This is a genomic window from Acinetobacter sp. YH12227, assembly GCF_013417785.1.
GTDB classification, from domain to species: domain Bacteria; phylum Pseudomonadota; class Gammaproteobacteria; order Pseudomonadales; family Moraxellaceae; genus Acinetobacter; species Acinetobacter gandensis.
In genome coordinates this window covers 27,924-52,039 of record NZ_VPDH01000021.1, presented here as the reverse complement: position 1 = coordinate 52,039, position 24,116 = coordinate 27,924, and the positions used below count along the sequence as shown (strand labels likewise).

The window sequence follows — 24,116 nt, the reverse complement described above, 5'->3', positions numbered from 1 at the left end:
TTTTAACAATAATATTTTAAGTAATGAACAACAAAGATATTTAATACGACATTCCATGTCGTATGGCTTACGCCAGTCGCTTATATCCTCGTGCTGAACCACGAGGTTTTACGCTCCAAGTGATAAATTTAAAAGCACTCGCGAATGATTGAAATGACAGCTCAGTCAAATCAATAATGTTGCTGTTTTTGTTTCTTTTGCTGCTGGTTGTCTTGTTGCTGTTGCTGATCATTTTGTTGTTGCTGCTGATCAGATTGCTGGTTTTGTTGATGCTGTTTACGAGACATTTCATTTCTCCTTTTTCATCATGATGAGTCATCAAGTATTTCTACTGAAGAACATCAACCAATGTACCCCCAATCCCTGCAAAGCCAAGCCAGTAAATGTGTCCAAATACTTCATTGTAAAATCGTCATGAAATTTTTACTAAGAAATCAATATCACAGCTTTTTTGTAATTACGAATATTCACGGGATAGGTGCTTTTCAAAACGTCTTGTTACATTCTAGCAATGTGAAAATCTATTTCTGTATGTAGCTACATACACTTCCCATCCTCTTTTTAAATGAATATTTAAAATTTGAGATAAAAAAAGACCCGCCTAAACGAGTCTTTTCACGCTATGTAAGCATTTATTCCATATTTTCAATCACCGCTTGCCCAAACTCTGAGCAACGCAATAACGTTGCATTTGGCATTAAGCGCTCAAAATCATAAGTGACCGTTTTTGCTGCAATCGCACCAGATATACCTTTGATAATTAAATCGGCAGCTTCAATCCAGCCCATATTACGGAGCATCATTTCCGCAGACAAAATAATCGAACCTGGATTCACTTTATCTTGTCCTGCATATTTTGGGGCTGTACCGTGCGTTGCTTCATATACTTGCACCGCCCCACCAATATTTGCACCTGGAGCAATACCTATTCCACCCACTTCAGCCGCCAAAGCATCTGAAATATAATCACCGTTTAAGTTTAATGTCGCAATGACTGAATAATCGGCAGGACGCATTAAAATTTGCTGCAAGAATGCATCCGCAATAACGTCTTTAATAATGATATCTTTGCCAGTTTTTGGGTTTTTAATTTTCACCCACGGCCCACCATCTAAAAGTTCACCACCAAATCGCTCTAGTGCAACCTCATAGCCCCACTCTTTAAATGCACCTTCAGTATATTTCATGATATTACCTTTATGCACTAAAGTGACACTCGGTTTGTCATTATCAATAGCAAACTGAATGGCTTTACGCACCAGTCGCTGTGTGCCTTCTTTAGACACCGGTTTAATGCCTATCCCGCAATTTTCTTCGAAACGAATATTGGTAACACCCATTTCTTCTTTTAAAAATTTAATAATTTTTTTCGCTTCGGGTGAATCTGCTTTCCACTCAATCCCCGCATAAATATCTTCTGAATTTTCTCGGAAAATCACCATATCGGTTAATTCAGGGTGTTGCACTGGTGAAGGTACACCTTCAAACCAACGAACTGGACGGACACATACGTATAAATCTAATTCTTGTCGCAGTGCAACATTAAGTGAACGAATCCCACCACCGACAGGTGTGGTTAATGGCCCTTTAATAGAAACCACATAATCTCTTAAGGCATCTAGTGTTTCTTCAGGCATATACGTGCCATAAATTTTGTTGGCTTTTTCGCCGCAATAAACTTCCATCCACTCAATAGAGCGCTTATCACCGTATGCTTTTTGCACAGCAGCATCTACCACTGCTTTCATTGCTGGTGTAATATCCACACCAATTCCATCTCCCTCAATAAATGGGATAATTGGATTTTTTGGTACATTCAGTGATAAATCTGCATTTACGGTAATTTTACTACCATCCGCAGGAACAACGATCTTCTGATAACCCATTATGTAGGTTCTCCCTCTATATCTCGCGATTTTGAAAATATTTACCGATTAGGCAATACTTTCCTCCTTTCTTATCGCATAATAGATTAATTGAAATTACCTTTTTTGGAGATTTATATGAGAAATAACATCATTTCTCTGTTTAATAAATCACCATATTTTCCATATTCATACATTTAAAGAAGTCATTTTTTATGAAAATCGTCATTCTTAACAAGCCATATGACGTGCTCTCCCAATTCCGTAAAGACGAAGCACACATGACCATGTCGGACTTCGTAGACGACCCTACTTTGCGTTTAGCAGGTCGCCTAGATATGGACTCGGAAGGTCTGGTTTTCCTCACAGATCATGGTGGTCTCAATCAATACATCACCAACCCTGCCAATAAAAAATTTAAAACGTACTTGGTGCAAGTTGAAGGTGATGTTACTGAAGAAGCTTTAGAGCAACTTCGTAAAGGTGTTGAGCTTAAGGATGGCATGACACTTCCAGCCAAAGCACATAAAGTTGAACAGCCTGAATGGTTATGGGAGCGCGATCCTCCTGTTCGTTTCCGCGCTTCAGTTCCAACGTCTTGGGTTGAAATTTCTATTTGTGAAGGTCGAAATCGTCAAGTACGTCGCATGACTGCTGCGGTTGGTTTCCCAACTTTACGTTTAATTCGTACGCAAATTGGTGGCATTAGTTTAGTTCAGATGCAACTAAAGCCAGGTGAAACAAAAGAGATCGAACCGTTACTTTATCCAGACTTCCAAAATGTGCCTGCCGAAGAACCATATCGTTCACGTTCTTATGTGAAAAAACCTGGTGGTACAGGTGGTAAGCCAATGGTTCGTAAGAACAAAGATGGTTCTGTTAAAAAGTCTGGTACTAAACGTATTTGGCAAATGGAAGAACATGAAAAGCCAAAACGTCGCACCAATGGTACAACCCGCCCAAATACCAAAGCGCCACGTGGACGTAATGGTCGTTAATCCAGTTATTTAAAAACTATTAAAAGCTCACATTCGTGGGCTTTTTTTTTATTTTTCACAAAAGTTTAGGAACGTAACAATTATTTAAGATTAATTTCATATTTTCTGTTTAAAATCAGTTATAACAATTTAAACGTTGAATATTTAAACAGAAATTATGAACACGCCATTTAATCGCGATAGAAATAAAGTGCTTGTAATTCATGATAACCGTGTTGGTCATTTGAATCCGTCTATTGCTGTGTCTGAAATGATTGAAAAAAGCTTTTTCCTGCAAGCTGAATTATTTCAGATTCCATTTTTATCAAAACATCTTGTAAGTCTTTTTAAAAAACTATCGAACTTCCCACGTTTATTTACAGCTGCGGCGCGTCTTATTTTTAAATTTCCAACACCAAATTTGGAGCATACAGATGTTATCGTATGCTCAGGTATGCCGAATTTAATTTATGCAGCATACTTGTCGCAACGCTTTAACATCCCTCTCATCTATGCAGGTGGAACAAGAAAATTTAATTGGCGTTTAATTGATTGGACCATAACGACTATCCCTGAAAATCATGCGGGGGAGACAGATTATTATTCCAACGGGTGCCGTACCTTCTAAAATTACCCGTTTAGTCAATATCCCTTCAAATCATGAAGCGTGTTTGCTCATTGGCGGTCCTACACATGAATATCCATTTAATGAAATTGATTTCATTCAAATGATTGAAAGTTTTGTTCAATTTGCGGAGATACATAAATTTAAAGCGACGGTGGTATGCTCACGACGTACACCAACACTGACTTCTAAGACCATCAGTTATTTACAAAGTAAAAATATTGAGCTCGTATGCCCTCAATCCTCAACCTCAATTTGTGATGTATTCAAACGTAGCGAATTCATATTTGTCACCGAGGACAGTGCAACCATGTTGTCTGAATCAATTCAAACTGGTCGAGTCGTAATTTCTGTTTGCCGTGAGGACTCAAAAACAGATGACATTATTCAAGGTTATTTGGATCACCAATTCATTCAAAGAAAGACTATTTCACAACTCACAGATGTTGAATTAACTTCGACTAAAATTGATCCTAAGCTTATAGAAACGATTATTACCCAACAACTTGCAGATGATTTAAAAGCACAATCAAAAAATCTAAGTTTTTATCAAAGCCATGTGAGCAAGTTAAAAATGTTATGACGCTCAATAGATAATAAAAAACCCATAAAAATATGGGTTTTTTATTTCGTTAATTGATTGAATTAAATATTCAACCACTTTTCAGCTTTGGCCTGATCATCAACCTTTAATTCAACTTCTGCAAGTTCAGTAATACCACCTTGAAGTTCAAACTGCATCAGCTCATCTCTTCGGAATGCAAACACTGTAAAGCGACCTTCACGTTTAGCAAATTTTTCCAATAATTTCGTTGTAGCTTTTATACCATCAATAGCAATAATCACATCATTTGCAGAAAGGCCTGCTTTTGCGGCCACGCAGTCGCGGCGTGCCTGTTGCACCAATACACCTTCTGGCTTATCCGCAAGTTTCAAGCCGAATGGGAGCGATTTGTCCTGCTTGAATGTATATGACACCCCAAACTCAGGGAATAATTGATCAAGTGGCAGCTCATCAGTAGTATTAATCAGATGGTTGATTTGCTCCAACCAGTTATCGCCCGTCAATTCATTACATAAATTAAAAATTGTACGTTCATTTACCTGAATGCCATTTTGCGCATTTTCAAACAACTTACGCATTAAAGCATCAAGGCTCGAACCACGTAAGCGTAAGCCAAGGTCTAAGCAAAGTGCAACTAAACAGCCTTTGTTGTAATAGCTCGTGCCCGCATTATTTGAGTTCTCATCTTGACGGTAGAATTTCACCCAAGCATCAAAACTCGACTCAGCCACCGTTTGAATTCCACGGCCTGGATTTTGCAAATAACGATCAATCTGTGCTTTTAACAATTTCAGATATGAATCTTGATTAATCACACCACTACGCAGCAAAATCAAGTCATCATAATATGAAGTAAATCCTTCAAAGATCCATAACAAAGACGTATAACTTTCCTTGTTAAGATCATAATTCACAAAATTTTCTGGACGAATAAATTTTACCAACCATGAATGGAAGTATTCATGACTGCATAAACCTAGGAAACGTTGATAATCTGCAGATGGCTCAACAGGTTCATCTGCTTTAGGCAAGTCATCACGTGGACTAATCAAACTTGTGCTATTTGGATGCTCAAGCCCACCATAGCTATTGCCTGTCGCCATGGTCATAAAGGTATAGTCTTTGAATGGTGCTGAACCAAACATGCTAATTTCTGTAGTACAGATTTTTTCAATGTCTTGCTGCATACGCTCAGCATTCATTGCATGCTGACCAGATACCACAAACTCATGCGGAATACCGCTAGCTTCAAAGCTAAAACGCGTTTGTTCTGCTAATTCAAAAGGTGCATCAATTAATTGAGCATAATTGTCCGCATATAAAGTATAGCGACCTTTTACAAAGCTCTTCGATTTTAGACCAGTTGCCAATTGGAAATGTTTAAGTTCTGGAGGTAAAAATACTTCGACTTCAATAGGCGTATTTTCCTGCCCATCCAGACCTAAACATGCACATGCTGGATTGACATACAAACGTGTTTGATCAACATAAGCACCACGTACAGACAAGTCATAAGCATATACATCGTATTCAACTGTAATTAGCTCATGGTCGGTATTAAATAAGCGCCATTTATTCTTTTCAAATTTTTCAATTTGTAATAATCGACCATCTTCATCATAAGCACGAACAGCTTCAATATGCTTTGAAAATTCGCGAATCAGGTAGCTTCCCGGTATCCAAGTAGGCAAAGAAAGCACTTGCGTAGGGTTCGCTAGAAAACGCGCAGTCACATGGACTAAATGCTGACGATAATCGTCGAATTCGATTTGATAATGCAACATCATGGGCAATATAAAATAATTGAAAGATAACTTATCAATTAGCTTAACATTTTTTACAACTGAATGCGGAACTGTCGCAATTGTCTACAATTTTGACTAGTCAGCAGAAAAAAAAAGGCATAGCATGCCTAAAAATTTTTTCGTTTTACCACCAACGGAATGGTTGGTTAAGGAACCTCATTGAAACCCGTGATCTACCTCATCGCGTTGCTTAGTTTTCTATGCTCCACGATAGCAAATGCCACCCTATTAAATGTTATGCCTGAAACTGTCGAAGCAGAAGCTTGGACCATTTTAGACCCTCAATCTGGCCAAGTGATTGCGGAGCATAATAGTCATGTGCAACGTGCACCAGCATCCCTAACCAAAATGATGGTGGGTTATATCGCATTAAAAGAAATTCAAGCTGGCCATCTACGTAAAGATGAAATTTTAACCGCAACGCCTGTGGTACAAATCGTGCAATGGGATGAATCGCAAATGTACCTTAAACAAGGTGAGCAAATCTCTGTAGATCAGTTGCTTGCTGGTTTAGTGGTTATGTCTGCAAATGATGCAGCCGTTACTTTAGCGGAACGTATTTCAGGTGATGTTCCTCGCTTTATTGATCGCATGAACAAAGAAGCAAAAGCTTTAGGTATGAAGGATACACACTTTCAAAATCCAGCTGGCATTACCATGCCTGATCATTACTCTTCAGCAGCTGATCTTGCGCGTTTAGCTCAAGCACTGGTTACCGAAACACCAGATTATCTTTATTATTCAAAACAACAAAGTTTTAGCTATAACCAGCGATTTCATCGCGCCACCAATATTTTACTCAAACAAGATCCTTCAGTAGATGGTCTTAAAACGGGCTTTACAAAAGCAGCTGGCTACAATTTAGCACTTACCGCCAATCGACCTATGGCAAATATAGAAGCACCAGAGCGTCGTTTAATTGTGGTAGTCATGGGTGCTAAAAGCGGAATTAAACGTGCTGAAGTTGCTCATCGTTTAATGAACCTAGCTTATACCTATACACGTAATGAAGTTGCGATTAAAGATAAACAATTGATTGCTGAATTGCCTGTAGTGAAATCAACCTTGAAAATGTTTAAAGTTGAAACCAAAAAACCTAAACTTATCACCACCTCTCTATACGATCAGGCTTATGCCATTGATCTTCAAGCATTTGATCAACTTCAACAACGCATTATGCTCAATACAGGCAATGGACAAATTCAAGCTATTGAACCACTGCATGAAACGCAAACCAAAATGAATGTAGAAATGAACAAACAGGAACTCACTGCACCACTTGCTGAAGTGATGAAATTAGCCACTGTTTCGGTCTATCAAAATAATAAATTAATCAATACCTTTGATATTGAAGATAATGTTCAAATTGAAGAAGCTAATATTTTTGAACGTTTCTTTATGTGGATTAAAAGCTTATTCAGTATTTTTTCAAATGAAACTACTGAACTGAAAACCTACCCAATTGGTCAGTGATGTGATTATGTAACTTGTAAGACAATTCGTTATTCAGCTAAAAAAGAAGATGGCATACTCTTGTCATCTTCCTTTTCTTAAAATAATAAATAGGTATATCAATGAATAACGCGGATAATTCCAAGTTACATCATATCGTTATTGTCGGTGGTGGTGCGGGCGGTCTGGAGCTGGTCACACAACTAGGCGACTTACTCGGTAAGAAAAAAAAAGCACGTATAACACTGGTTGACATGAAACTGACCCATGTTTGGAAACCACTGCTACATGAAATTGCAGCAGGAACGATGTCAATTAGTGATGAAGAAATTAACTACTATGCACATGCGGCAAAACATCATTATGAATTTGTTTTAGCTAAACTTGAAAACGTTGATCCATCCAAAAAAACAATTCAACTCAGTAAAGTCCAGCAAGGTAAATACGAAGCCCAAAATGAGCAACTTGATTTAGCTTATGACACACTTGTGCTTGCGGTAGGCTCTGTTTCAAATGACTTCAACACACCAGGGGTTTATGAACATTGTCATTACCTCGACAGCTTGCAACAAGCTGAAGTTTTTCAACAAGACCTTCTACAGCTGTATCTAGATGCACAAAATAGCGATGCTCAACGTGAACTTAAAATTGCCATTATTGGCGCAGGCGCGACTGGCGTAGAGTTGTCAGCAGAACTTGTGCAAGCCAAGCACAATTTTTATAAATATGGTTTAAACAAAATTCATCCGAAAAGTGTTCAAATTAATCTGATTGAAGGTGCAGATAGAATTTTACCTGCCCTGCCGGAAAAAATGGCTGAGCATGCCAAACAACAACTAGAACGCATGAAAGTTGAAGTATTAACTGCGAAGCGTGTTGAAAAAGTAGATGCTGAAAAAGTTTATTTTAATGATGGCAGCAGCATTAATGCTGAACTCAAAGTATGGGCAGCTGGTATAAAAACCCCTGAAGTGATTCATAAATTAGATGGCTTTGAAAAAGATCGTATGGGCCGTCTCAGTGTTTATGCCACCTTACAAACCAAAGCACATCCAGATATTTTCGCCTTTGGTGATTGTGCACACTGCCAACCGCGCGCAGATGAGCCTGTATTAGGCCCGAGAGCGCAGGTTGCAAGTCAGCAAGCATCGTTCCTAGTAGACTGCTTAAAGGCACGTTTACGCGGGGAACAGCTCCCTATGTTTGTATTCTCAGACAAAGGTTCGTTGGTTTCATTGAGTAAACATAAAGCGGTCGGTGAATTATTAGGTCAAGTCAATGTACAAGGCTTTGTTGCAAAATCAATGTACGTTTCGCTTTATCGCATGCATCAAGCGACGATTTATGGTTATACCCATGCAGGTTTGCTGACAGCTAAAGATTTTGTTACACGAAAAATTGCACCAAAAATAAAATTACATTGAAATTCAAATAATCGTCCCTATTTAAGATGAAAGCATTATAAATGTCCAAAAATTGCATTTTTTTGATAAATTTAGTCTACAAAAATGCAATTTCACTTTATGATGTAACCCTTAAAAAATTGAATGGATCAATAACATGACTGCTATTGCAAATAACTCTGTGGTTTCTTTCCACTACACATTGACTAATGCTGAGGGTGAAACTCTTGACCAATCTCAAGGTGAACCACTAGCGTATTTGCACGGCGCTGGCAACATCATCCCAGGTCTTGAAAAAGCACTTGAAGGTAAAACAGTTGGTGAAAAATTCACTGTAAATGTACCTGCTGCTGAAGGTTATGGCGAATACAACCCAGACCTAGTTCAAGAAGTTCCTGCGCAAATGTTCCAAGGCGTAGATAACATCCAAGCGGGCATGCAATTCCAAGCTCAAACTGATGATGGCGTTCAAATCGTTACTGTTAAATCTGTTGAAGGCGACAACGTAATCGTTGATGCGAACTTCCCACTTGCTGGCCAAGATTTAACTTTCGAAGTTGAAATCGTTGAAATCCGTGAAGCTTCTGCTGAAGAACTTGACCACGGTCACGTACACGGTGCAGGTGGTCACCATCACTAAGATCTTTTAGATCTACACCAAAAAGGCAAAGTTTTTACTTTGCCTTTTTATTGCTTTCAAAAAAGCAATTCAATGTTAGACGATTTATAAATAAAAAAGGCAGACCGAAGCCTGCTTTTTTTTACACCAAACAATTATTTACGTTGGTTATAGAGTTGTTGTGCCGCTGGCAAGTTTTTACGCATAGCTTCGATACGTTGTGAGTTTGAAGGGTGAGTAGAAAGGAAAGACGAACCACCAGCCCCTTCAAGTTTGTTCATTTTTTCCCAAAGTGTAATTGCCGCCTGCGGGTTATAACCTGCACGTGCCATCAACATTAAACCACCTTGGTCAGCACGACTTTCTAATGAACGTGAATATGGCAAACCTACACCAATTTGACTACCCAACTGCGCAGCAGCTGTACCCAATTGACCAACATTATTACCTGCTGCACTTAAACCAATATTTAACGCTAAATCCGTTAAGGCTTGCGCACCCAACTTACTTTTCGCATGTTCTTCTAAAGCATGCACCATCTCATGTCCCATAACTGCTGCAATTTCAGCATCAGTCAGGTTTAATTTATTTACAATACCTGTATAGAACACCACTTTACCTCCTGGTGCTACAAAGGCATTAACTTGATCTGATTTCATCACAGCCAGTTGCCATTGGAAAGCCTGACCGGTTTGATTCATTTGATCTGCATAAGGACGCAGTTTTTGGAATACAGTATTAATGCGCTTATATGTACTCGAAGAGGTATCGAGCTGATTTTTAGAACGTGCGTCGGTAACCATTTGGTTATAACTTTGAGTTGCCTGAGCATTTAATGTCGCAGTATCAGCACCTGCCATATCTGCAACAGTTGCACAACCAGAAACAGTCAATACGCCTGCTACGCATAAGCTTGTTAGAATTATTTTCTTCACTGAAATTACTCCAGACCGTTAAAATATAAGTAAATAATTGTGACATTATATTCTGAAGGTCAGAAGCAGAAAACGAAGATATAGCGACTTATAATAGTATTTATGTAACTTTATTTAGCCAAAAACTGAATGATCAACCAATACGCCAAGCAAATTACATTCAACACCAAATATACATGTAACACGGGCTTAATTTTTTGCTCAAGCACGACGTCATTACGTTTAAGAAATAGATAAGCATTTTGAATTAAAACTATAGGCACCAAAATACAAGCAATAATGACAGATAAACCAATTAGTGCTTGATAGATCACTTGTGGATCTTGTGTTTGTCCACGAATAATCATCATGGCGATGGTTGGTGCGCCGCCCATCGCAAACAATAATGAATAAAAAATTGTGGTGGAAATATTTTTCTGCATCCTGCACTACACTCCTCTTTCAAGTTTGCATTTTAGCAAGTCCACATACCGTGTATAGCTCACCAAAATGCAACTTTAGTCTCGAAACTTTAGACAATCATCAAAATAAATTAACGACGTACCACTGCTGGCGATGCATTTTTATAATATTGCTGCGCTTCAGGCATCATTTTTTTCATGGCTGCAATCCGGTCATTGTTACTTGGATGCGTTGACATAAACTTGCTCAGTGCGTCATTACCACGATTGTCATTCGCGTTCATTTTTGTCCAAAGTGAAATTGCAGCTTCTGGGTTATAACCCGCTTTCGCCATCATCACGAGACCGCCTTTGTCTGCGCGGCTTTCTAAATTACGTGAATATGGCAGTCCAACGCCAAATTGACTCCCCAAGTCCAATAAGGTCGCACCATAACCACCTGCTGCATTTCCAACGTATTGCGCACCAATACCGACAGCAAGATTCGTTAATGCAGTTGCACCAATTTTATTTTTTGAATGCTCTTCTAAAGCATGAACCATCTCATGCCCCATAATGGCTGCAACTTCATCATCCGTCAGTTTTAAGGTTTCAACGATACCAGTATAAAACACCACTTTTCCGCCCGGAGCGACATAGGCATTAATTTCTTTTGATTTAATTACTGCCACTTTCCAATCAAAAGCCTGCCCAGTCTGGTTCATTTGATCAGCGAAAGGTTTCATTTTCAGGAAGACGCGATTTACTTTTTGATATGTTGCAGACTTCGTATCCAATACTTGTTTACTTTGCGCGTCCTTTAACATCGCATTATACGACTGTGTTGCTTGTAGATTTAAAGTTGCAGAATCTGCACCTGCTAAATCGGCAATCGTGGTACAACCGGTAAATGATACTGCTACAGCTAAACATGCCAAAGTTTTCTTATAATTCATAATGATCTCTAGTTATTTATAAAGAATGTCAAATATATACAAAAAAATTAATCTCTCAATATTTTTACATATTTTTTTAAAATCTTTTTGAATCAATATGTTTTATTTAACAATTCAATTTATTATTCATTTTAACTAAAACAATTTATATAAAAAAAGCCTCGCATGAGCGAGGCCTTTCAACGTCTGAGTTCTAATGCGTATTAAGCATCGAATGGGTGACGTAGAATAATCGTTTCATCACGGTCTGGACCAGTTGAAATGATGTCGATTGGACATTCAATTAACTGCTCAAGGCGTTTAACGTAGTTTATAGCTGCTTCAGGCAATTGATCAATTGATTTTGCACCGAAAGTAGACTCAGACCAACCTGGCATAGTTTCATAGATTGGTTTTAAAGTTTCAAATGCAAGCGCATCAGAAGAACCGATACAACCCGAATCTGCTGCTTCGTAACCTACACAGATTTTCACTTCTTCTAAACCATCAAGAACGTCAAGTTTAGTTAAGCAAATACCAGAAAGTGAGTTCACTTCTACAGAACGGCGAAGGATTTCAGCATCGAACCAACCACAACGACGTTGACGACCAGTAGACGCACCAAATTCTGAACCAACAGTACCCAAGTGTTTACCGATTGCATCACCAACATCATTCGCTGCATCGTAAACAAGTTCTGTAGGGAATGGACCAGCACCTACACGAGTTGTGTATGCTTTAGTAATACCCAATACATAGTCAAGGTGCAAAGGACCAAGACCTGAACCCGAGCTTACGCCGCCCGCAGTTGTGTTTGAAGACGTTACATATGGATATGTACCATGGTCAACGTCAAGAAGTGAACCTTGAGCGCCTTCAAACATGATATTGTCACCGTTTTTACGGTATTTATGCAATTCGCCTGTTACATCCATCACTAATGGAGCAACCACTTTACGCCATTCGTCACAAAGCGCGATTACGTCTTCTAATTTAACTGCTTCTACGCCGTAGAATTGAGTCAATTGGAAGTTATGGTATTCAAGCAGCTCTTCAAGTTGAGCTTTAAGATGATCACCACCACGTACCAAGTCCGCAACACGTACTGCACGACGAGCCACTTTATCTTCATACGCTGGACCAATACCACGACCTGTAGTACCGATTTTCGCATTACCACGTTTTTTCTCACGCGCTTGGTCAAGTGCGATGTGGTTTGGAAGAATTAAAGGACAGTTTGGAGAAATACGTAAACGTTCTTTAACTGGCACGCCTTCTTTCTCTAAAACATCCATTTCATGGATAAGTGCTTCAGGAGAAAGAACAACACCGTTACCAATTAAGCACAATACGTTTTCACGTAAAATACCAGATGGAATGAGGTGTAATACAGTTTTCTTACCACCAACCACAAGTGTATGACCTGCGTTGTGTCCGCCTTGATAACGAACTACCGCAGCCGCTTGATCTGTGAGCAGGTCGACGATCTTACCTTTACCTTCGTCGCCCCATTGGGTACCAAGTACCACAACATTCTTGCCCATAATAGCCTCATTGCATCATGCTGTTAAAATTGAAAAACGTTTATGTGAGATACACATCACGCGATTAAATTTGTTTGATTGTCCACTCGCCATTTGCATTCACCAATTGATGGCTTGCAGATGAAACTGAGCTTAAATCATCATTACCTAACAATTGAACCACACTGAAACCTTCGTTTCGTGCTGATGCAATTGCATTTAATAAATCTGCTTCAATACCTTTGGGTGCAACCAAAACTTTAGCACTCTGAACTTGACCCGCAGTTAATGCATATAAGTCACAAGAGAAGCCTGTTGCTGGACGTGCACGACCAAAATGTTCACCAATACCATCATAGCGACCACCTTGAGCCAGTGGTGCAGCACGGTTTGGTGCATAAACGGCATACATTAAACCAGTGTGGTAGTGATATGAACGAAGTTCAACGACATCGATACCAATATGTAGTTCTGGCCAACGCGCCTGAATTGCGGCTTGTGTCGATTTCACTGCATCAAATGCAAGTTTAAATGCTTCGTTATTTAAAACTTCAGCACTTAAATTTGCTTGTAACGCATCTAAATCACTTGCAAAACGACCTAAGGTATAAAAATCTTGACCGAATTGAAGCGTTTGTGTGAATTCAGCCAACTCAGGCAAAGCTTTACGTTGATACAAGTCAGAAAGCTGACGTTCAATCGCTTTACTTAAACCAGCTTGCTTAACCAAGCTACGGAATAAACCGACATGCCCTAAATCTAGATGGATACCGTCTGAATGACCTGCTGTTTGAAGCAAGTTAATCATGACATCGATCAACTCAACGTCAGCATCAATGCTGTCCGAACCAAAAAGTTCTGCACCTAATTGTAATGGTGCACGTGTGGTATTAAATCCCTGAGGCTTAGTATGTAACACTGTTCCAGCGTAGCAATAACGAGCTACACCTTCGACAGGATGTACATGCGCATCAATACGAGCCACTTGTGGTGTCATATCGGCACGCACACCAAGTAAACGACCAGACAACTGATCGATAACTTTAAAAGTGGCTAAGTCTAAATCTTGATTCGATTCTGAAAGAGAAGATAGAGATTCGATGTATTCAATGAATGGCGTGTACACCAACTGATAACCTCGAGATGCGAGGAAATCTAATGCTTTACGACGCAAAGATTCAATCACTTGCGCCTGTTCTGGCAGTACATCAGCTACACCATCAGGTAATAACCATGTCTCTGAAATGGGCATGTTGTAAACCTAAATTCATGTCAGCGCGGAACGAATCCGCATAAAAAAATCGGGAGCACACCCGATTTCTCCTAGTTTAGCACGATAGTTTTCAGCTTGCACATGACTTTTTTATAAAAGATGCATAACTACTTATAGAATAATCAGACTTACTTCTTAATATTCATAAATAATTGTTTATTATTACCTTTTAAATTTCACAACCAAATTTATTTCAACCATTTGATAAAATATCATTCACTAATCTATACAATAAATACACTTTGAAGGACTATTTACAAAAATTCTTAGCGTTCAAACATTTAGCTTTAAAACCTAAAAATTTATTCCAATGGCAATGCCGTGGTCTTTTTCACCGTCTGTAAAGGAATTTCAGTTTTGACATTTTGCACACATTCAATTTGTGTTAAATGATGAATTTGAAACTTACGATAAGCTTCCAAATCGGCAACTACAATTCTTAAAAAGAAGTCACAATCGCCTGCCATGAGTTGACATTCCACTACTTCTGGCATGGTTTGGATCGCATCCACAAAACCATTCACAGTTTTTGCATCCTGCCCTTTCAACCAAATACGCGCAAAAACCGTCAGCCCAAGATTTAGTTTATTGGCATTTAACAGTGCAACATATTTTTCGATATAACCGTCATCTTCAAGCTGTTTGACCCGACGCAAACATGGCGATGGAGATAATCCTACCAATTGCGCAAGTTCATTATTTTGCAATTTTCCATTTATCTGCAATTCCTGCAAAATGCGCTTATCAATCTGATCCATCTTTTAACACTAAATTCCAAATTTATTTATATTTTAGCAATATTAGTTTAAACATAAAGCTAAAGATGCAAAAATCAGCGCCTAATTTCCATAAAATCCACCTAAAATAGCTGTTCTAATTATTTTAATGCAAAGAGCTTAAGCATGTTGTTGTTTAGAAACACCACATCACACTCAACTTCGTCACCGCAAGTGCTCGAGTTTAAGCGTGGACTCAAAACATCAATTCCTTTGCTCTTAGGCATCACACCGTTTGCATTGGTTTTAGGCGCTCAAGCCACTCAAAAAGGCTTCAGTACACTCGAAGTTCCATTACTCACAGGTTTAAACTTTGCTGGTGGCTCTGAATTTGCCATTTTAGAAATGTGGACTAATCCCCCCAATATTTTGATGTTGGTTTTCATTACATTTTTAGTGAATTGTCGACATTTATTGATGGGAGCAAGTTTAGTACCGTATTTACGTCATCTCCCGAATAAAACTGTTTTTCCAGCCTTATTCTTTATGGTGGATGAAAGTTGGGCCGTGGGTTTAGCAGATGCACAAAAAAAAGCACAATTGGTCGGTTATCACCGCGCATTTAGCATGATGTTTTATGCGGGTTTGTGCTTTGCCCTTTATTTAATGTGGGTCGGGTTCACCACTTTAGGTGCTGTGATCGGTCCTGTATTAGGCGATATCAATCGCTTCGGATTTGACATGGCATTCCCTGCTGTTTTTTTAGTGCTGTTACGCAGTATGTGGAAAGGCATGAGCGCAGCTCGTCCATGGCTGATTAGTCTCATCACCGCAGCACTTGCCTATTTGTATTTACCTTCGGGCTGGTATGTTCCAATTGGTGCTATCAGTGGCATTGTCTCTGCCTTTTTCTTGATTGGAGATGAGGCATGATTCACACACCGACCGTAATCGCTATTCTATTCATTGCTGCGACAACCTATCTCACCCGCATATTGGGCTATGTTTTATTGAAAAATCGTAGCTTAACCAATAAGCAACGTCAAATCATGGAAGTTGTACCTGGCTGTGTGCTCATTTCTGTGATCGCGCCATATTTCGTGAAAGATAATCCAGCAGATATGATTGCCATAATTATTACGCTGATTGCCGCTTCACGCTTTTCACTTTTACCAACCGTTGCTATCAGTATGGCTTCTGCCGCACTTTTGCGTTTGGTTTTAATCTGAAAATCAAAAAACACCATAGCGGGCTCGTCATGGTGTTTTAAAAGTGTGTGCTTTCTTTTCAACATTTGCTCATAATTGAGATAAATATCAATCCGATTTCACCATTTGACTAAGCAATGTCACGAGTTCGGCATTTTGCAATTCAACTTTTTGTAATTTTTGCGTGGTCTGATCAAGTACTTCTTGTTGCGTATGCATTTTTTTCGCCAGATCTTGCATAATTTCTAAAGTCTTTTTTAAATTCGCTTCTAAATGCGCTACTTTTTCTTCGAGTGGTAATGTTTCATGTGCAGTGGATTGTGAAACGTCACGATTAAATTGCAGCCAAATCAAAAATATGACAGCCAATGACAATAATAAAATGAATCCCCAAAGTAACATCAGCATCATGCGTAAAACTCTTATTACATTTATTTGTATTTCATCTTACTAAAATCAATTGATATTAAGTAAAGAATTTAATGTTTTTCAATATTTTTTAGGTCATTAACTTGCGAAGATGTATTTCAATTATCAATGAAAAATCTAAGCGTCATGTAAAAAAGCACCTCCTTTGAGATGCTTTAAACTTATTTTTCTTTATGCAGCATGAAAACTTTCACACAGATCAAGTAAACGATTTGCATAGCCCCATTCATTATCATACCAAGCAAAAACTTTCACTTGATTACCCACCACCATGGTTTGGGTTAAATCCACAATTAGTGAGTAAGGTGAATGATTAAAGTCGGACGATACTAAGGGCTCATCCGTCACTTGCATGATTTCTACATAATCGTGCTGTGCAGCCTTTACTAAGACTTCATTGATACGGTGTACTGTTACAGGCGATTGTGCAATAAAAGTTAAATCAATTGCGGCCACATTGATGGTTGGTACGCGAATTGAATATCCATCTATACGCCCTTCCATTTTAGGCATCACGCGTTTAAGTGCACCCAAAGCCGAAGATGTGGTCGGAATAATATTTTGACCTGAAGCACGGGCACGACGTAAATCACGATGTGCGTGATCCAAAACAGATTGATCAGCGGTGACTGCATGGATTTCAGTCATCAATGCCGTTTCTATACCGAAGGCATCATCAATAATTTTCACTAAAGGTACTAAGGCTTGCGTAGTACATGACACACTAGAAATAATTTGATCACTGGCTTTGACTTCGTAATGATTTACACCATAAACAATCGCAGCATCAACGGTATCAAAAGGCGCTGCACCAATAATCACGCGTTTAGCACCCGCAGTTAGATGTTGAGTGGCTGCTTCGCGTGAGCGAAATAGACCTGTACATTCAAGTACCACATCGACACCGAGTAACTGCCAAGGCAAATTCTGCGGTTTGGCTTCATTCAATATTTGGACATTTAAATGTGCATCTGCATAACGAATATCGAGAAAAATTTTGTTATTTTCTTCAATAATTTCAACATTCCCAGCAAAGCGGCCATGTGTTGTATCGTATTTAAACAAATGCACCATGGTCTCAACATCAGCAATATCATTAATGGCAACAATTTCATAATGAAATTCTTTAGGATTTTCAAACCATGCACGTAAAACATTACGTCCGATTCGACCAAATCCGTTAATTGCCACTCGTTGCATGACTTACCCTTCATTTTGAAACAGTTATAAAGCGCTTATATATTAAAGGATTTCAACAATAATTCGTAATCATTAATTCTCTTAATACTTATTAAAATGGGTGTTGAGTGAAAACATTCAAAATAGCTTTTCGACTTTATAATGAAGAAAAATATTCTATAGACCATAAATCACAATGATGAAGCAAACACTACAACCATTTTATTTGTTCTGGCAAAAGCTTAAACCTACAAAGCTCTTTTACGCTTCCATCTCAATATTTTTGATATTTTTATTAGGTTCAACCGAGACTACAGCGCAAATATATCAACACTGTTCATCAGCGGATATACAAAAATTACAGCGCCTATTCTCAGACAATAATTCCGCCAATACCAATAAACCTGTATTTCAGGACTGCATTCAACTTCAGCATAGTCGTCGATTATTAGCCCTTTCTAGTAATGCGACTGACGTGATTCAGGACAATGCGGGCAATTATGATCTAAATCTTTATCTTATAGATAAAGGCACATTTCAAGTACTAAAAGTATTTAAGTCACCTAAAGGCATTGTGCCTACGACACGTTTAGATAAGGTTCAATTTGATCTCACCCCCTATGCAAAAGATCAGGACTTGGTGGGTATTGCTTTAAAACAATCGCACATAGGCGGTATTCATTCATCAAGACGATTGCTTTACCTATATGCCATTCAAACTGATTCAAAAATTTTAGCTGTCTTAAATGGACTAATGACCAACTACAACAGCAGTACACAAAGTGCTTGTGATGACTGGAATACTGAAGAATTGAAGCGCACCTTGCACATCAGCAATCAAACCCATAAGGGCTTCCCTATTTTCTTAATCAAAGAGTCGAGCATTAGCAGCCATTACAATCACAAAAACTGCAAAGCGTCCGCTGAACATGACCAAGGTCGTTATCAGCTCAAATTTGATGGCAAGGAATTCCCCATTCAACACATAAAAAAGACAGATCCTGACTTATAAGCTGATTCATTCACGCCTTTAAAATTTGAAAATGCGTTTAGGATTTAAGTAAAATTTCATCTCAAATTTCATCTCAAATTTCACCCTAAATTTATAAATAAACCAAAGTACCATTGAGTAAAAACTGCCAAAATTTTCACAACCATAATGAAAATGAATCAATTCAAATGAATTATATAAAAAGTCATATAGTTCATTGAAAATCATTGGTCGCTACGCCTTTTTCCGTTATAATTTAGCGTTTTTAAATTTTATGTCAGCATCTCAAGCCAGCTTTAAAATTTTGTAAGACTTGCTTGATATGCTATTACCAAATCGAAATTAGGAGAGACTTGGTTGTGAGTACTCGTTTTATGACATCAGCTGAAATTCGCGAAGCTTTTTTAAGCTACTTTGAATCGCAAGGGCATACACGTGTCGCGTCGAGTTCTCTGGTACCTGCCAACGACCCAACATTATTGTTCACCAACGCGGGTATGAACCAGTTCAAAGACTGCTTCCTTGGTCTTGAAAAACGTGACTACGTTCGTGCTACATCTTCACAAAAATGTGTACGTGCAGGTGGTAAACACAACGATTTAGACAACGTTGGTTATACAGCGCGTCACCATACATTCTTTGAAATGTTGGGTAACTTCTCATTTGGTGATTACTTTAAACGTGATGCAATCAAATTCGCATGGGACTTTTTAACTGGCGAACAATGGTTAGCACTTCCAAAAGATAAACTATATGCCACTGTTTACCATACCGATGATGAAGCTTTTGATATCTGGAACAAAGAAATTGGTCTAGATGCTTCTCGTATCATCCGTATTGGTGATAACAAAGGCGAAAAATACGCATCAGATAACTTCTGGGCAATGGGCGATACAGGTCCATGTGGTCCATGTTCTGAAATCTTCTTTGACCATGGCGATCACATTTGGGGTGGCTTACCAGGCACGCCTGAAGAAGATGGCGACCGTTTCATTGAAATTTGGAACAACGTATTCATGCAGTTTAACCGTACTGCTGATGGCGTATTACACCCGCTTCCTGCACCTTCTGTAGATACAGGTATGGGCTTAGAGCGTATTTCTGCGGTTTTACAACACGTAAACTCAAACTACGAAATCGATCTATTCCAAAACTTACTCAAAGACGCTGCACAAATTATTGGTTTAGATACATCTGAACTTGAAGCGAAAGCACAAGCAGAAAATAAACCTGTTGAATACCCTGCTTCTCTTAAAGTGGTTGCTGACCACGCGCGTTCATGCTGCTTCCTCATTGCAGATGGTGTTAACCCATCAAACGAAGGTCGTGGTTATGTACTTCGCCGGATTATTCGCCGTGCAGTGCGTCACGGTAATAAATTAGGTGCGACTGGTTCATTCTTCCACAAAATGCTTCAACCATTAATTAATGTAATGGGCGCTGCATACCCTGAGCTTGAAGCACAAAAAGCGCGTATCGAAGCACAGCTTTTGAAAGAAGAAGAACAGTTTGCTAAAACACTTGAGCAAGGTTTGAAATTGCTTGAAGGTGAATTGGCTCAACTGAAAGGTTCAGTGATTCCAGGCGAAACCGTATTTAAACTCTATGACACTTATGGCTTCCCAACTGACTTAACTGCTGACATCGCACGTGAACGTGATTTAACGATTGATGAAGCTGGCTTTGAAGTTGAAATGGCTGCTCAACGTCAACGTGCACGTGATGCTGGTAAATTTGCAGTTGACTACAACAGCATTGTTAAGGTTGATGGCGAAACTCAATTTGATGGCTATGAAGCAACTCAAGGTCAAGGTCAAATTGTTGCGATCTATAAAGATGGCGAACAAGTTGACGAAGTGTTTGAAGGCGACGAAGCACTGATCGTACTGAACCAAACACCGTTCTATGCAGAAAGTGGTGGTCAAGTTGGCGATACAGGTATCTTCAAAAACGAAACTGGTATTTTTGAAGTACAAGACACCAAAAAATCTGGTGGTGCTTTTGTACACCAAGGCATCGTGACCATGGGCAACTTAAAGGCTGCTCAAGCGGTAGAAGCAATTGTTAAAGCTGATTTGCGTGACGCAACTGCCCGCAACCACTCTGCAACTCACCTTCTACATGCAGCGCTCCGCAAAGTACTGGGTACACATGTACAACAAAAGGGTTCATTGGTTGCAAGCGAACTATTACGTTTCGACTTTGCTAATGACCAACCTGTGTCATTTGAACAACTGCAAGAAATCGAACGTATTGTTAATGCTGAAGTGATTGCTAACACTGCTGTTTCTACTGAACTTTTAGACATCGATGCTGCCAAAGAAAAAGGCGCAATGATGTTGTTCGGTGAAAAGTATGGCGACGAAGTACGTGTATTGTCTATGGGTTCAATCTCTGAAGATAAAAACTTCTCCATTGAACTTTGTGGCGGTATTCATGTAAAACGCACCGGTGATATTGGTCTATTCAAAATCACGTCTGAAGGTGGTGTTGCTGCTGGCGTACGCCGTATAGAAGCTGTTACAGGCACAAAAGCAGTTGAAGTAGCACAAAAAGCTGATCGTGATATTCACGCAATCAACGATTTGTTAAAAGCACAAAAAGATCAAACTTTAGAAAAAGTTGAAGTGCTTTCTCACACAGCATCTAGCTTGCAAAAGCAAATTGAACAATTGAACCAAAAACTAGCGAGTTTCCAAGCTGCTGAGCTTTTAGGTCAAGTTCAAGACATCGCAGGCCGCAAAACATTAATTACAACAGTAAACAATGTAGATGCGAAATCACTGCGTAACTTACATGACGGTGTTAAATCTAAGTTAGACAATGCCGTTATCGTGATTGCTGCTGTAGATGCCGACAAAGTCAGCTTGATTGCTTCAGTGGCGAAAGAATACACAGCAACTGTAAAAGCGGGTGACATCATCAAGCACCTTGGTCAAGAACTTGGTGGTAAAGGTGGTGGTAAACCTGACATGGCTCAAGGTGGTGCGCCATATAGCGACAAACTTGAAGCTGTAATGACTGACCTTGTTGCATGGTTAGCTGCAAAATAAGACCAAAAGTCCTATCGCCTAAGGTGACTCTCCTTACCTTAGGCCAATCAACCGGTTTAAGTAGTGTGTTTTTTAATGCTGGATCCTACTTAAACCACGTTGATGCGTATACACGCAAACTCAATCATTCATGTTGAAAGCAACATTCAACCTCTGGTTATATGATGAAGATGGAGTCTAAAAGGCTGTGTTCACTTGAACCACCTGCGGACACAAAGTATCTATTGAACAAAACCTACCTCGGCATTGTTCAGGAGCTACGTGGTATATTAAAACCGCACTCAATTGTGGTCTTAAAATATGTGTAAGTGCTTTAAGTCTTTAGACTTATTTACTTGGTAAGGATAGTTATGGCATTAATCGTTCAAAAATATGGCGGTACCTCAATGGGTACTCCAGAGCGCATTTTAAATGTTGCTCGTCGTGTAAAGCGTTGGCATGATCACGGTCACAAAGTTGTGGTTGTTGTATCTGCAATGAGTGGCGAAACCAATCGTCTACTTGCTTTAGCGAAAGCCATTACCGAAACCCCTGATCCACGCGAATTAGACCAAATGGTGTCTACAGGTGAACAGGTAACGATTTCTATGTTAGCAATGGCACTTAACTCAATTGGTGTTGAAGCTAAATCTCTTACAGGCCGTCAAGTTGGTATTAAAACCGACAGCGCGTTCAATAAAGCACGTATTGAATCTATTGACACAGATGTCCTCACCTCCAACCTAGATGCCGGTCGTGTACTTGTTGTTGCTGGTTTCCAAGGTTTTGATGCTGATGGCAATACAACCACTTTAGGTCGTGGCGGCTCAGATACTTCTGGTGTGGCACTTGCTGCAGCACTCAAAGCAGATGAATGCCAAATCTACACAGACGTTGATGGTGTTTACACCACTGACCCACGTGTCGCTCCAAAAGCGAAAAAAGTTGATCGTATTTCTTTTGAAGAAATGCTGGAAATGGCATCACTTGGTTCAAAAGTCCTTCAAATTCGCTCTGTAGAATTTGCAGGTAAATACCAAGTGCCTTTACGCGTATTATCAAGTTTTGATAATGACGATGATGGCGCATTCGACGAAGACTTTAAACAAAACGTCGGTACACTAATCACCACAGAAGCGGAAGATAACATGGAACAACCAATCATCTCAGGCATCGCATTCAACCGTGATGAAGCTAAATTAACAATTCTTGGTGTTCCAGACGAACCAGGTATTGCAGCAAACATTTTGTGCCCAATTGGCGATGCAAACATCGAAATCGATATGATCATCCAAAATGTTGAAGAAGATGGTACAACTGATTTTACGTTCACTGTTAACCGTAGCGAACTTGCAAAAGCTAAATCAATTCTTGAAGCAACTGCTCAAGAAATTGGCGCACGTGAAGTTGCTACACGTTCAGACATCGTTAAAGTATCAATCGTTGGTGTTGGTATGCGTTCGCATGCTGGTGTCGCAAGCAAAATGTTTACAGCACTTGCAAAAGAAGGTATCAACATTTTGATGATCTCTACATCTGAAATCAAAATTTCAGTGATCATTGAAGAAAACTACTTAGAACTTGCTGTACGTGCACTGCACACAGCATTCGGTCTTGACCGCGAAACTGGTGAATCAAGCGTTCGTGCTTAATTAACCATGCAAGGTGTCAATTTTTGTCATTGTTAGACAGATTTTGAAAAACATCGTAAAAATACAGAGCCACTATAGTTTTTTTTATAGTGGCTCTGTTATATTAACCCTGAGGATTTTGAAAAAATTTAATTAGAATTGTATCTGTCACAATGAATGTTTCAGATGTTCTGTTAAAATTTTTTTGCTTTTACAGGTTATGAATTTTACATAATTGATCAATTGCAGGTTTTGCATTTTGCAAGGAGATAAACATGCTGATTCTGACTCGTCGTGTCGGAGAAACATTAATGATTGGGGACCAAGTCAGCGTGACTGTACTTGGGGTTAAAGGTAATCAGGTTCGTATTGGTGTGAATGCACCAAAAGAAGTATCTGTACACCGCGAAGAAATCTACCAACGCATTCAACATGAACGTGCGATGCACGAACATCTCCAAAATATTGATCAAGAATATCAACCTTCTTTCGAAGAAGGTGATTTTCCACAGAACAATTATAATCGTTAAGATTAAATGCGTTTCAAAAATAAAGCGGCTTATTAGCCGCTTT

The 24,116-nt window shown here is 39.2% G+C and carries 22 protein-coding genes; 12 read left to right on the top strand and 10 right to left on the bottom strand.

The features are described 5' to 3' along the window. Nucleotides 1-632 precede the first annotated feature (632 nt). The gene (gene icd, locus FTV09_RS06645) at nucleotides 633-1,886 is read right to left on the bottom strand and encodes an NADP-dependent isocitrate dehydrogenase (RefSeq protein WP_180057438.1); all 1,254 of its coding nucleotides are present in this window, start codon (nucleotides 1,884-1,886) and stop codon (nucleotides 633-635) included. Nucleotides 1,887-2,080: 194 nt separating this feature from the next. Between icd and FTV09_RS06640 the strand changes: the two genes are divergently transcribed. From FTV09_RS06640 to FTV09_RS06630, 3 genes are all read left to right on the top strand, one after another. Next, complete coding sequence (locus FTV09_RS06640) at nucleotides 2,081-2,863, top strand: rRNA large subunit pseudouridine synthase E (RefSeq protein ID WP_180057435.1); 783 nt, start codon at nucleotides 2,081-2,083, stop codon at nucleotides 2,861-2,863. A gap of 157 nt (nucleotides 2,864-3,020) precedes the next feature. Next, a complete protein-coding gene (locus FTV09_RS06635; protein WP_180057433.1) occupies nucleotides 3,021-3,470 on the top strand; it encodes a hypothetical protein in 450 nt (149 codons plus the stop codon). Then, nucleotides 3,424-4,050 (top strand): ELM1/GtrOC1 family putative glycosyltransferase, encoded by a 627-nt coding sequence (locus FTV09_RS06630; protein ID WP_180057430.1) that lies wholly within the window; start codon nucleotides 3,424-3,426, stop codon nucleotides 4,048-4,050. Before FTV09_RS06635 ends, FTV09_RS06630 begins: the two co-directional genes overlap by 47 nt. 62 nt (nucleotides 4,051-4,112) lie before the next feature. Here the strand turns inward: FTV09_RS06630 and FTV09_RS06625 are convergent, their stop codons facing one another. Then, nucleotides 4,113-5,816 carry a M61 family metallopeptidase gene (locus tag FTV09_RS06625; RefSeq protein WP_180057427.1) on the bottom strand — a complete coding sequence of 568 codons (1,704 nt, stop codon included), beginning with the start codon at nucleotides 5,814-5,816 and terminating at the stop codon, nucleotides 4,113-4,115. A 180-nt stretch (nucleotides 5,817-5,996) separates the two neighbouring features. Between FTV09_RS06625 and FTV09_RS06620 the strand changes: the two genes are divergently transcribed. The 3 genes from FTV09_RS06620 (at nucleotide 5,997) to slyD (ending at nucleotide 9,332) form a co-directional block, all read left to right on the top strand. Further along, nucleotides 5,997-7,310, top strand: coding sequence for a D-alanyl-D-alanine carboxypeptidase PBP6B (locus FTV09_RS06620; protein ID WP_067762617.1), 1,314 nt, complete (start codon nucleotides 5,997-5,999; stop codon nucleotides 7,308-7,310). 101 nt (nucleotides 7,311-7,411) lie between these two features. Next, on the top strand, nucleotides 7,412-8,713 hold the full coding sequence (locus tag FTV09_RS06615; RefSeq protein ID WP_067762618.1) for an NAD(P)/FAD-dependent oxidoreductase: 1,302 nt from the start codon (nucleotides 7,412-7,414) through the stop codon (nucleotides 8,711-8,713). A gap of 136 nt (nucleotides 8,714-8,849) precedes the next feature. Further along, nucleotides 8,850-9,332 (top strand): peptidylprolyl isomerase, encoded by a 483-nt coding sequence (gene slyD, locus FTV09_RS06610; protein WP_067762619.1) that lies wholly within the window; start codon nucleotides 8,850-8,852, stop codon nucleotides 9,330-9,332. 134 nt (nucleotides 9,333-9,466) lie between these two features. Here slyD and FTV09_RS06605 read toward each other — a convergent pair whose 3' ends face one another. From FTV09_RS06605 to FTV09_RS06580, 6 genes are all read right to left on the bottom strand, one after another. Then, nucleotides 9,467-10,246 (bottom strand): M48 family metallopeptidase, encoded by a 780-nt coding sequence (locus FTV09_RS06605; RefSeq protein WP_067762620.1) that lies wholly within the window; start codon nucleotides 10,244-10,246, stop codon nucleotides 9,467-9,469. A 110-nt stretch (nucleotides 10,247-10,356) separates the two neighbouring features. Beyond that, the gene (locus tag FTV09_RS06600; RefSeq protein ID WP_180057424.1) at nucleotides 10,357-10,668 is read right to left on the bottom strand and encodes a hypothetical protein; all 312 of its coding nucleotides are present in this window, start codon (nucleotides 10,666-10,668) and stop codon (nucleotides 10,357-10,359) included. A gap of 110 nt (nucleotides 10,669-10,778) precedes the next feature. Next, the gene (locus tag FTV09_RS06595) at nucleotides 10,779-11,582 is read right to left on the bottom strand and encodes a M48 family metallopeptidase (protein WP_067762622.1); all 804 of its coding nucleotides are present in this window, start codon (nucleotides 11,580-11,582) and stop codon (nucleotides 10,779-10,781) included. Between the two features lie 203 nt (nucleotides 11,583-11,785). Next, entirely contained in the window at nucleotides 11,786-13,105 is a 1,320-nt protein-coding gene (locus FTV09_RS06590) for an adenylosuccinate synthase (RefSeq protein ID WP_067762623.1), read from the bottom strand. Between the two features lie 64 nt (nucleotides 13,106-13,169). Beyond that, nucleotides 13,170-14,336: an ATP phosphoribosyltransferase regulatory subunit gene (locus FTV09_RS06585; protein ID WP_180057421.1), complete on the bottom strand. Its 1,167-nt coding sequence runs from the start codon at nucleotides 14,334-14,336 to the stop codon at nucleotides 13,170-13,172. 323 nt (nucleotides 14,337-14,659) lie between these two features. Continuing rightward, entirely contained in the window at nucleotides 14,660-15,115 is a 456-nt protein-coding gene (locus FTV09_RS06580) for an Lrp/AsnC family transcriptional regulator (RefSeq protein ID WP_067762625.1), read from the bottom strand. Nucleotides 15,116-15,259: 144 nt separating this feature from the next. Here FTV09_RS06580 and FTV09_RS06575 point away from each other — a divergent pair, with 144 nt between their 5' ends. Next, complete coding sequence (locus FTV09_RS06575) at nucleotides 15,260-16,006, top strand: AzlC family ABC transporter permease (RefSeq protein WP_180057419.1); 747 nt, start codon at nucleotides 15,260-15,262, stop codon at nucleotides 16,004-16,006. Further along, nucleotides 16,003-16,302 (top strand): AzlD family protein, encoded by a 300-nt coding sequence (locus tag FTV09_RS06570; RefSeq protein WP_180057416.1) that lies wholly within the window; start codon nucleotides 16,003-16,005, stop codon nucleotides 16,300-16,302. Before FTV09_RS06575 ends, FTV09_RS06570 begins: the two co-directional genes overlap by 4 nt. Before the next feature lie 87 nt (nucleotides 16,303-16,389). Here FTV09_RS06570 and FTV09_RS06565 read toward each other — a convergent pair whose 3' ends face one another. Continuing rightward, nucleotides 16,390-16,686 carry a hypothetical protein gene (locus FTV09_RS06565; protein WP_180057444.1) on the bottom strand — a complete coding sequence of 99 codons (297 nt, stop codon included), beginning with the start codon at nucleotides 16,684-16,686 and terminating at the stop codon, nucleotides 16,390-16,392. A gap of 195 nt (nucleotides 16,687-16,881) precedes the next feature. Further along, nucleotides 16,882-17,910 (bottom strand): type I glyceraldehyde-3-phosphate dehydrogenase, encoded by a 1,029-nt coding sequence (gap, locus tag FTV09_RS06560; RefSeq protein ID WP_067762628.1) that lies wholly within the window; start codon nucleotides 17,908-17,910, stop codon nucleotides 16,882-16,884. A 175-nt stretch (nucleotides 17,911-18,085) separates the two neighbouring features. Between gap and FTV09_RS06555 the strand changes: the two genes are divergently transcribed. The 4 genes from FTV09_RS06555 to csrA all read left to right on the top strand — a co-directional run bounded on the left by FTV09_RS06555 (nucleotide 18,086) and on the right by csrA (nucleotide 24,073). Continuing rightward, nucleotides 18,086-18,901, top strand: coding sequence for a hypothetical protein (locus FTV09_RS06555; RefSeq protein ID WP_067762629.1), 816 nt, complete (start codon nucleotides 18,086-18,088; stop codon nucleotides 18,899-18,901). Between the two features lie 338 nt (nucleotides 18,902-19,239). After that, nucleotides 19,240-21,933 carry an alanine--tRNA ligase gene (gene alaS / locus FTV09_RS06550; protein WP_171256655.1) on the top strand — a complete coding sequence of 898 codons (2,694 nt, stop codon included), beginning with the start codon at nucleotides 19,240-19,242 and terminating at the stop codon, nucleotides 21,931-21,933. 350 nt (nucleotides 21,934-22,283) lie between these two features. Next, nucleotides 22,284-23,564, top strand: coding sequence for an aspartate kinase (locus FTV09_RS06545; RefSeq protein WP_067762632.1), 1,281 nt, complete (start codon nucleotides 22,284-22,286; stop codon nucleotides 23,562-23,564). Between the two features lie 254 nt (nucleotides 23,565-23,818). Continuing rightward, nucleotides 23,819-24,073 (top strand): carbon storage regulator CsrA, encoded by a 255-nt coding sequence (csrA, locus tag FTV09_RS06540; RefSeq protein WP_067762633.1) that lies wholly within the window; start codon nucleotides 23,819-23,821, stop codon nucleotides 24,071-24,073. Nucleotides 24,074-24,116 lie beyond the last annotated feature (43 nt).

Bases quoted from the DNA above. Each gene is read 5' to 3' on its own strand.
- FTV09_RS06625 (WP_180057427.1), bottom strand. From the start codon at position 5,816: ATGTTGCATTATCAAATCGAATTCGACGATTATCGTCAGCATTTAGTC.
- FTV09_RS06640 (WP_180057435.1), top strand. From the start codon at position 2,081: ATGAAAATCGTCATTCTTAACAAGCCATATGACGTGCTCTCCCAATTC.
- slyD (WP_067762619.1), top strand. From the start codon at position 8,850: ATGACTGCTATTGCAAATAACTCTGTGGTTTCTTTCCACTACACATTG.
- FTV09_RS06570 (WP_180057416.1), top strand. From the start codon at position 16,003: ATGATTCACACACCGACCGTAATCGCTATTCTATTCATTGCTGCGACA.
- FTV09_RS06630 (WP_180057430.1), top strand. From the start codon at position 3,424: ATGCGGGGGAGACAGATTATTATTCCAACGGGTGCCGTACCTTCTAAA.
- FTV09_RS06615 (WP_067762618.1), top strand. From the start codon at position 7,412: ATGAATAACGCGGATAATTCCAAGTTACATCATATCGTTATTGTCGGT.
- FTV09_RS06575 (WP_180057419.1), top strand. From the start codon at position 15,260: ATGTTGTTGTTTAGAAACACCACATCACACTCAACTTCGTCACCGCAA.
- icd (WP_180057438.1), bottom strand. From the start codon at position 1,886: ATGGGTTATCAGAAGATCGTTGTTCCTGCGGATGGTAGTAAAATTACC.
- FTV09_RS06595 (WP_067762622.1), bottom strand. From the start codon at position 11,582: ATGAATTATAAGAAAACTTTGGCATGTTTAGCTGTAGCAGTATCATTT.
- FTV09_RS06580 (WP_067762625.1), bottom strand. From the start codon at position 15,115: ATGGATCAGATTGATAAGCGCATTTTGCAGGAATTGCAGATAAATGGA.
- gap (WP_067762628.1), bottom strand. From the start codon at position 17,910: ATGCAACGAGTGGCAATTAACGGATTTGGTCGAATCGGACGTAATGTT.
- FTV09_RS06545 (WP_067762632.1), top strand. From the start codon at position 22,284: ATGGCATTAATCGTTCAAAAATATGGCGGTACCTCAATGGGTACTCCA.
- csrA (WP_067762633.1), top strand. From the start codon at position 23,819: ATGCTGATTCTGACTCGTCGTGTCGGAGAAACATTAATGATTGGGGAC.
- FTV09_RS06600 (WP_180057424.1), bottom strand. From the start codon at position 10,668: ATGCAGAAAAATATTTCCACCACAATTTTTTATTCATTATTGTTTGCG.
- FTV09_RS06635 (WP_180057433.1), top strand. From the start codon at position 3,021: ATGAACACGCCATTTAATCGCGATAGAAATAAAGTGCTTGTAATTCAT.
- FTV09_RS06585 (WP_180057421.1), bottom strand. From the start codon at position 14,336: ATGCCCATTTCAGAGACATGGTTATTACCTGATGGTGTAGCTGATGTA.
- FTV09_RS06555 (WP_067762629.1), top strand. From the start codon at position 18,086: ATGATGAAGCAAACACTACAACCATTTTATTTGTTCTGGCAAAAGCTT.
- FTV09_RS06590 (WP_067762623.1), bottom strand. From the start codon at position 13,105: ATGGGCAAGAATGTTGTGGTACTTGGTACCCAATGGGGCGACGAAGGT.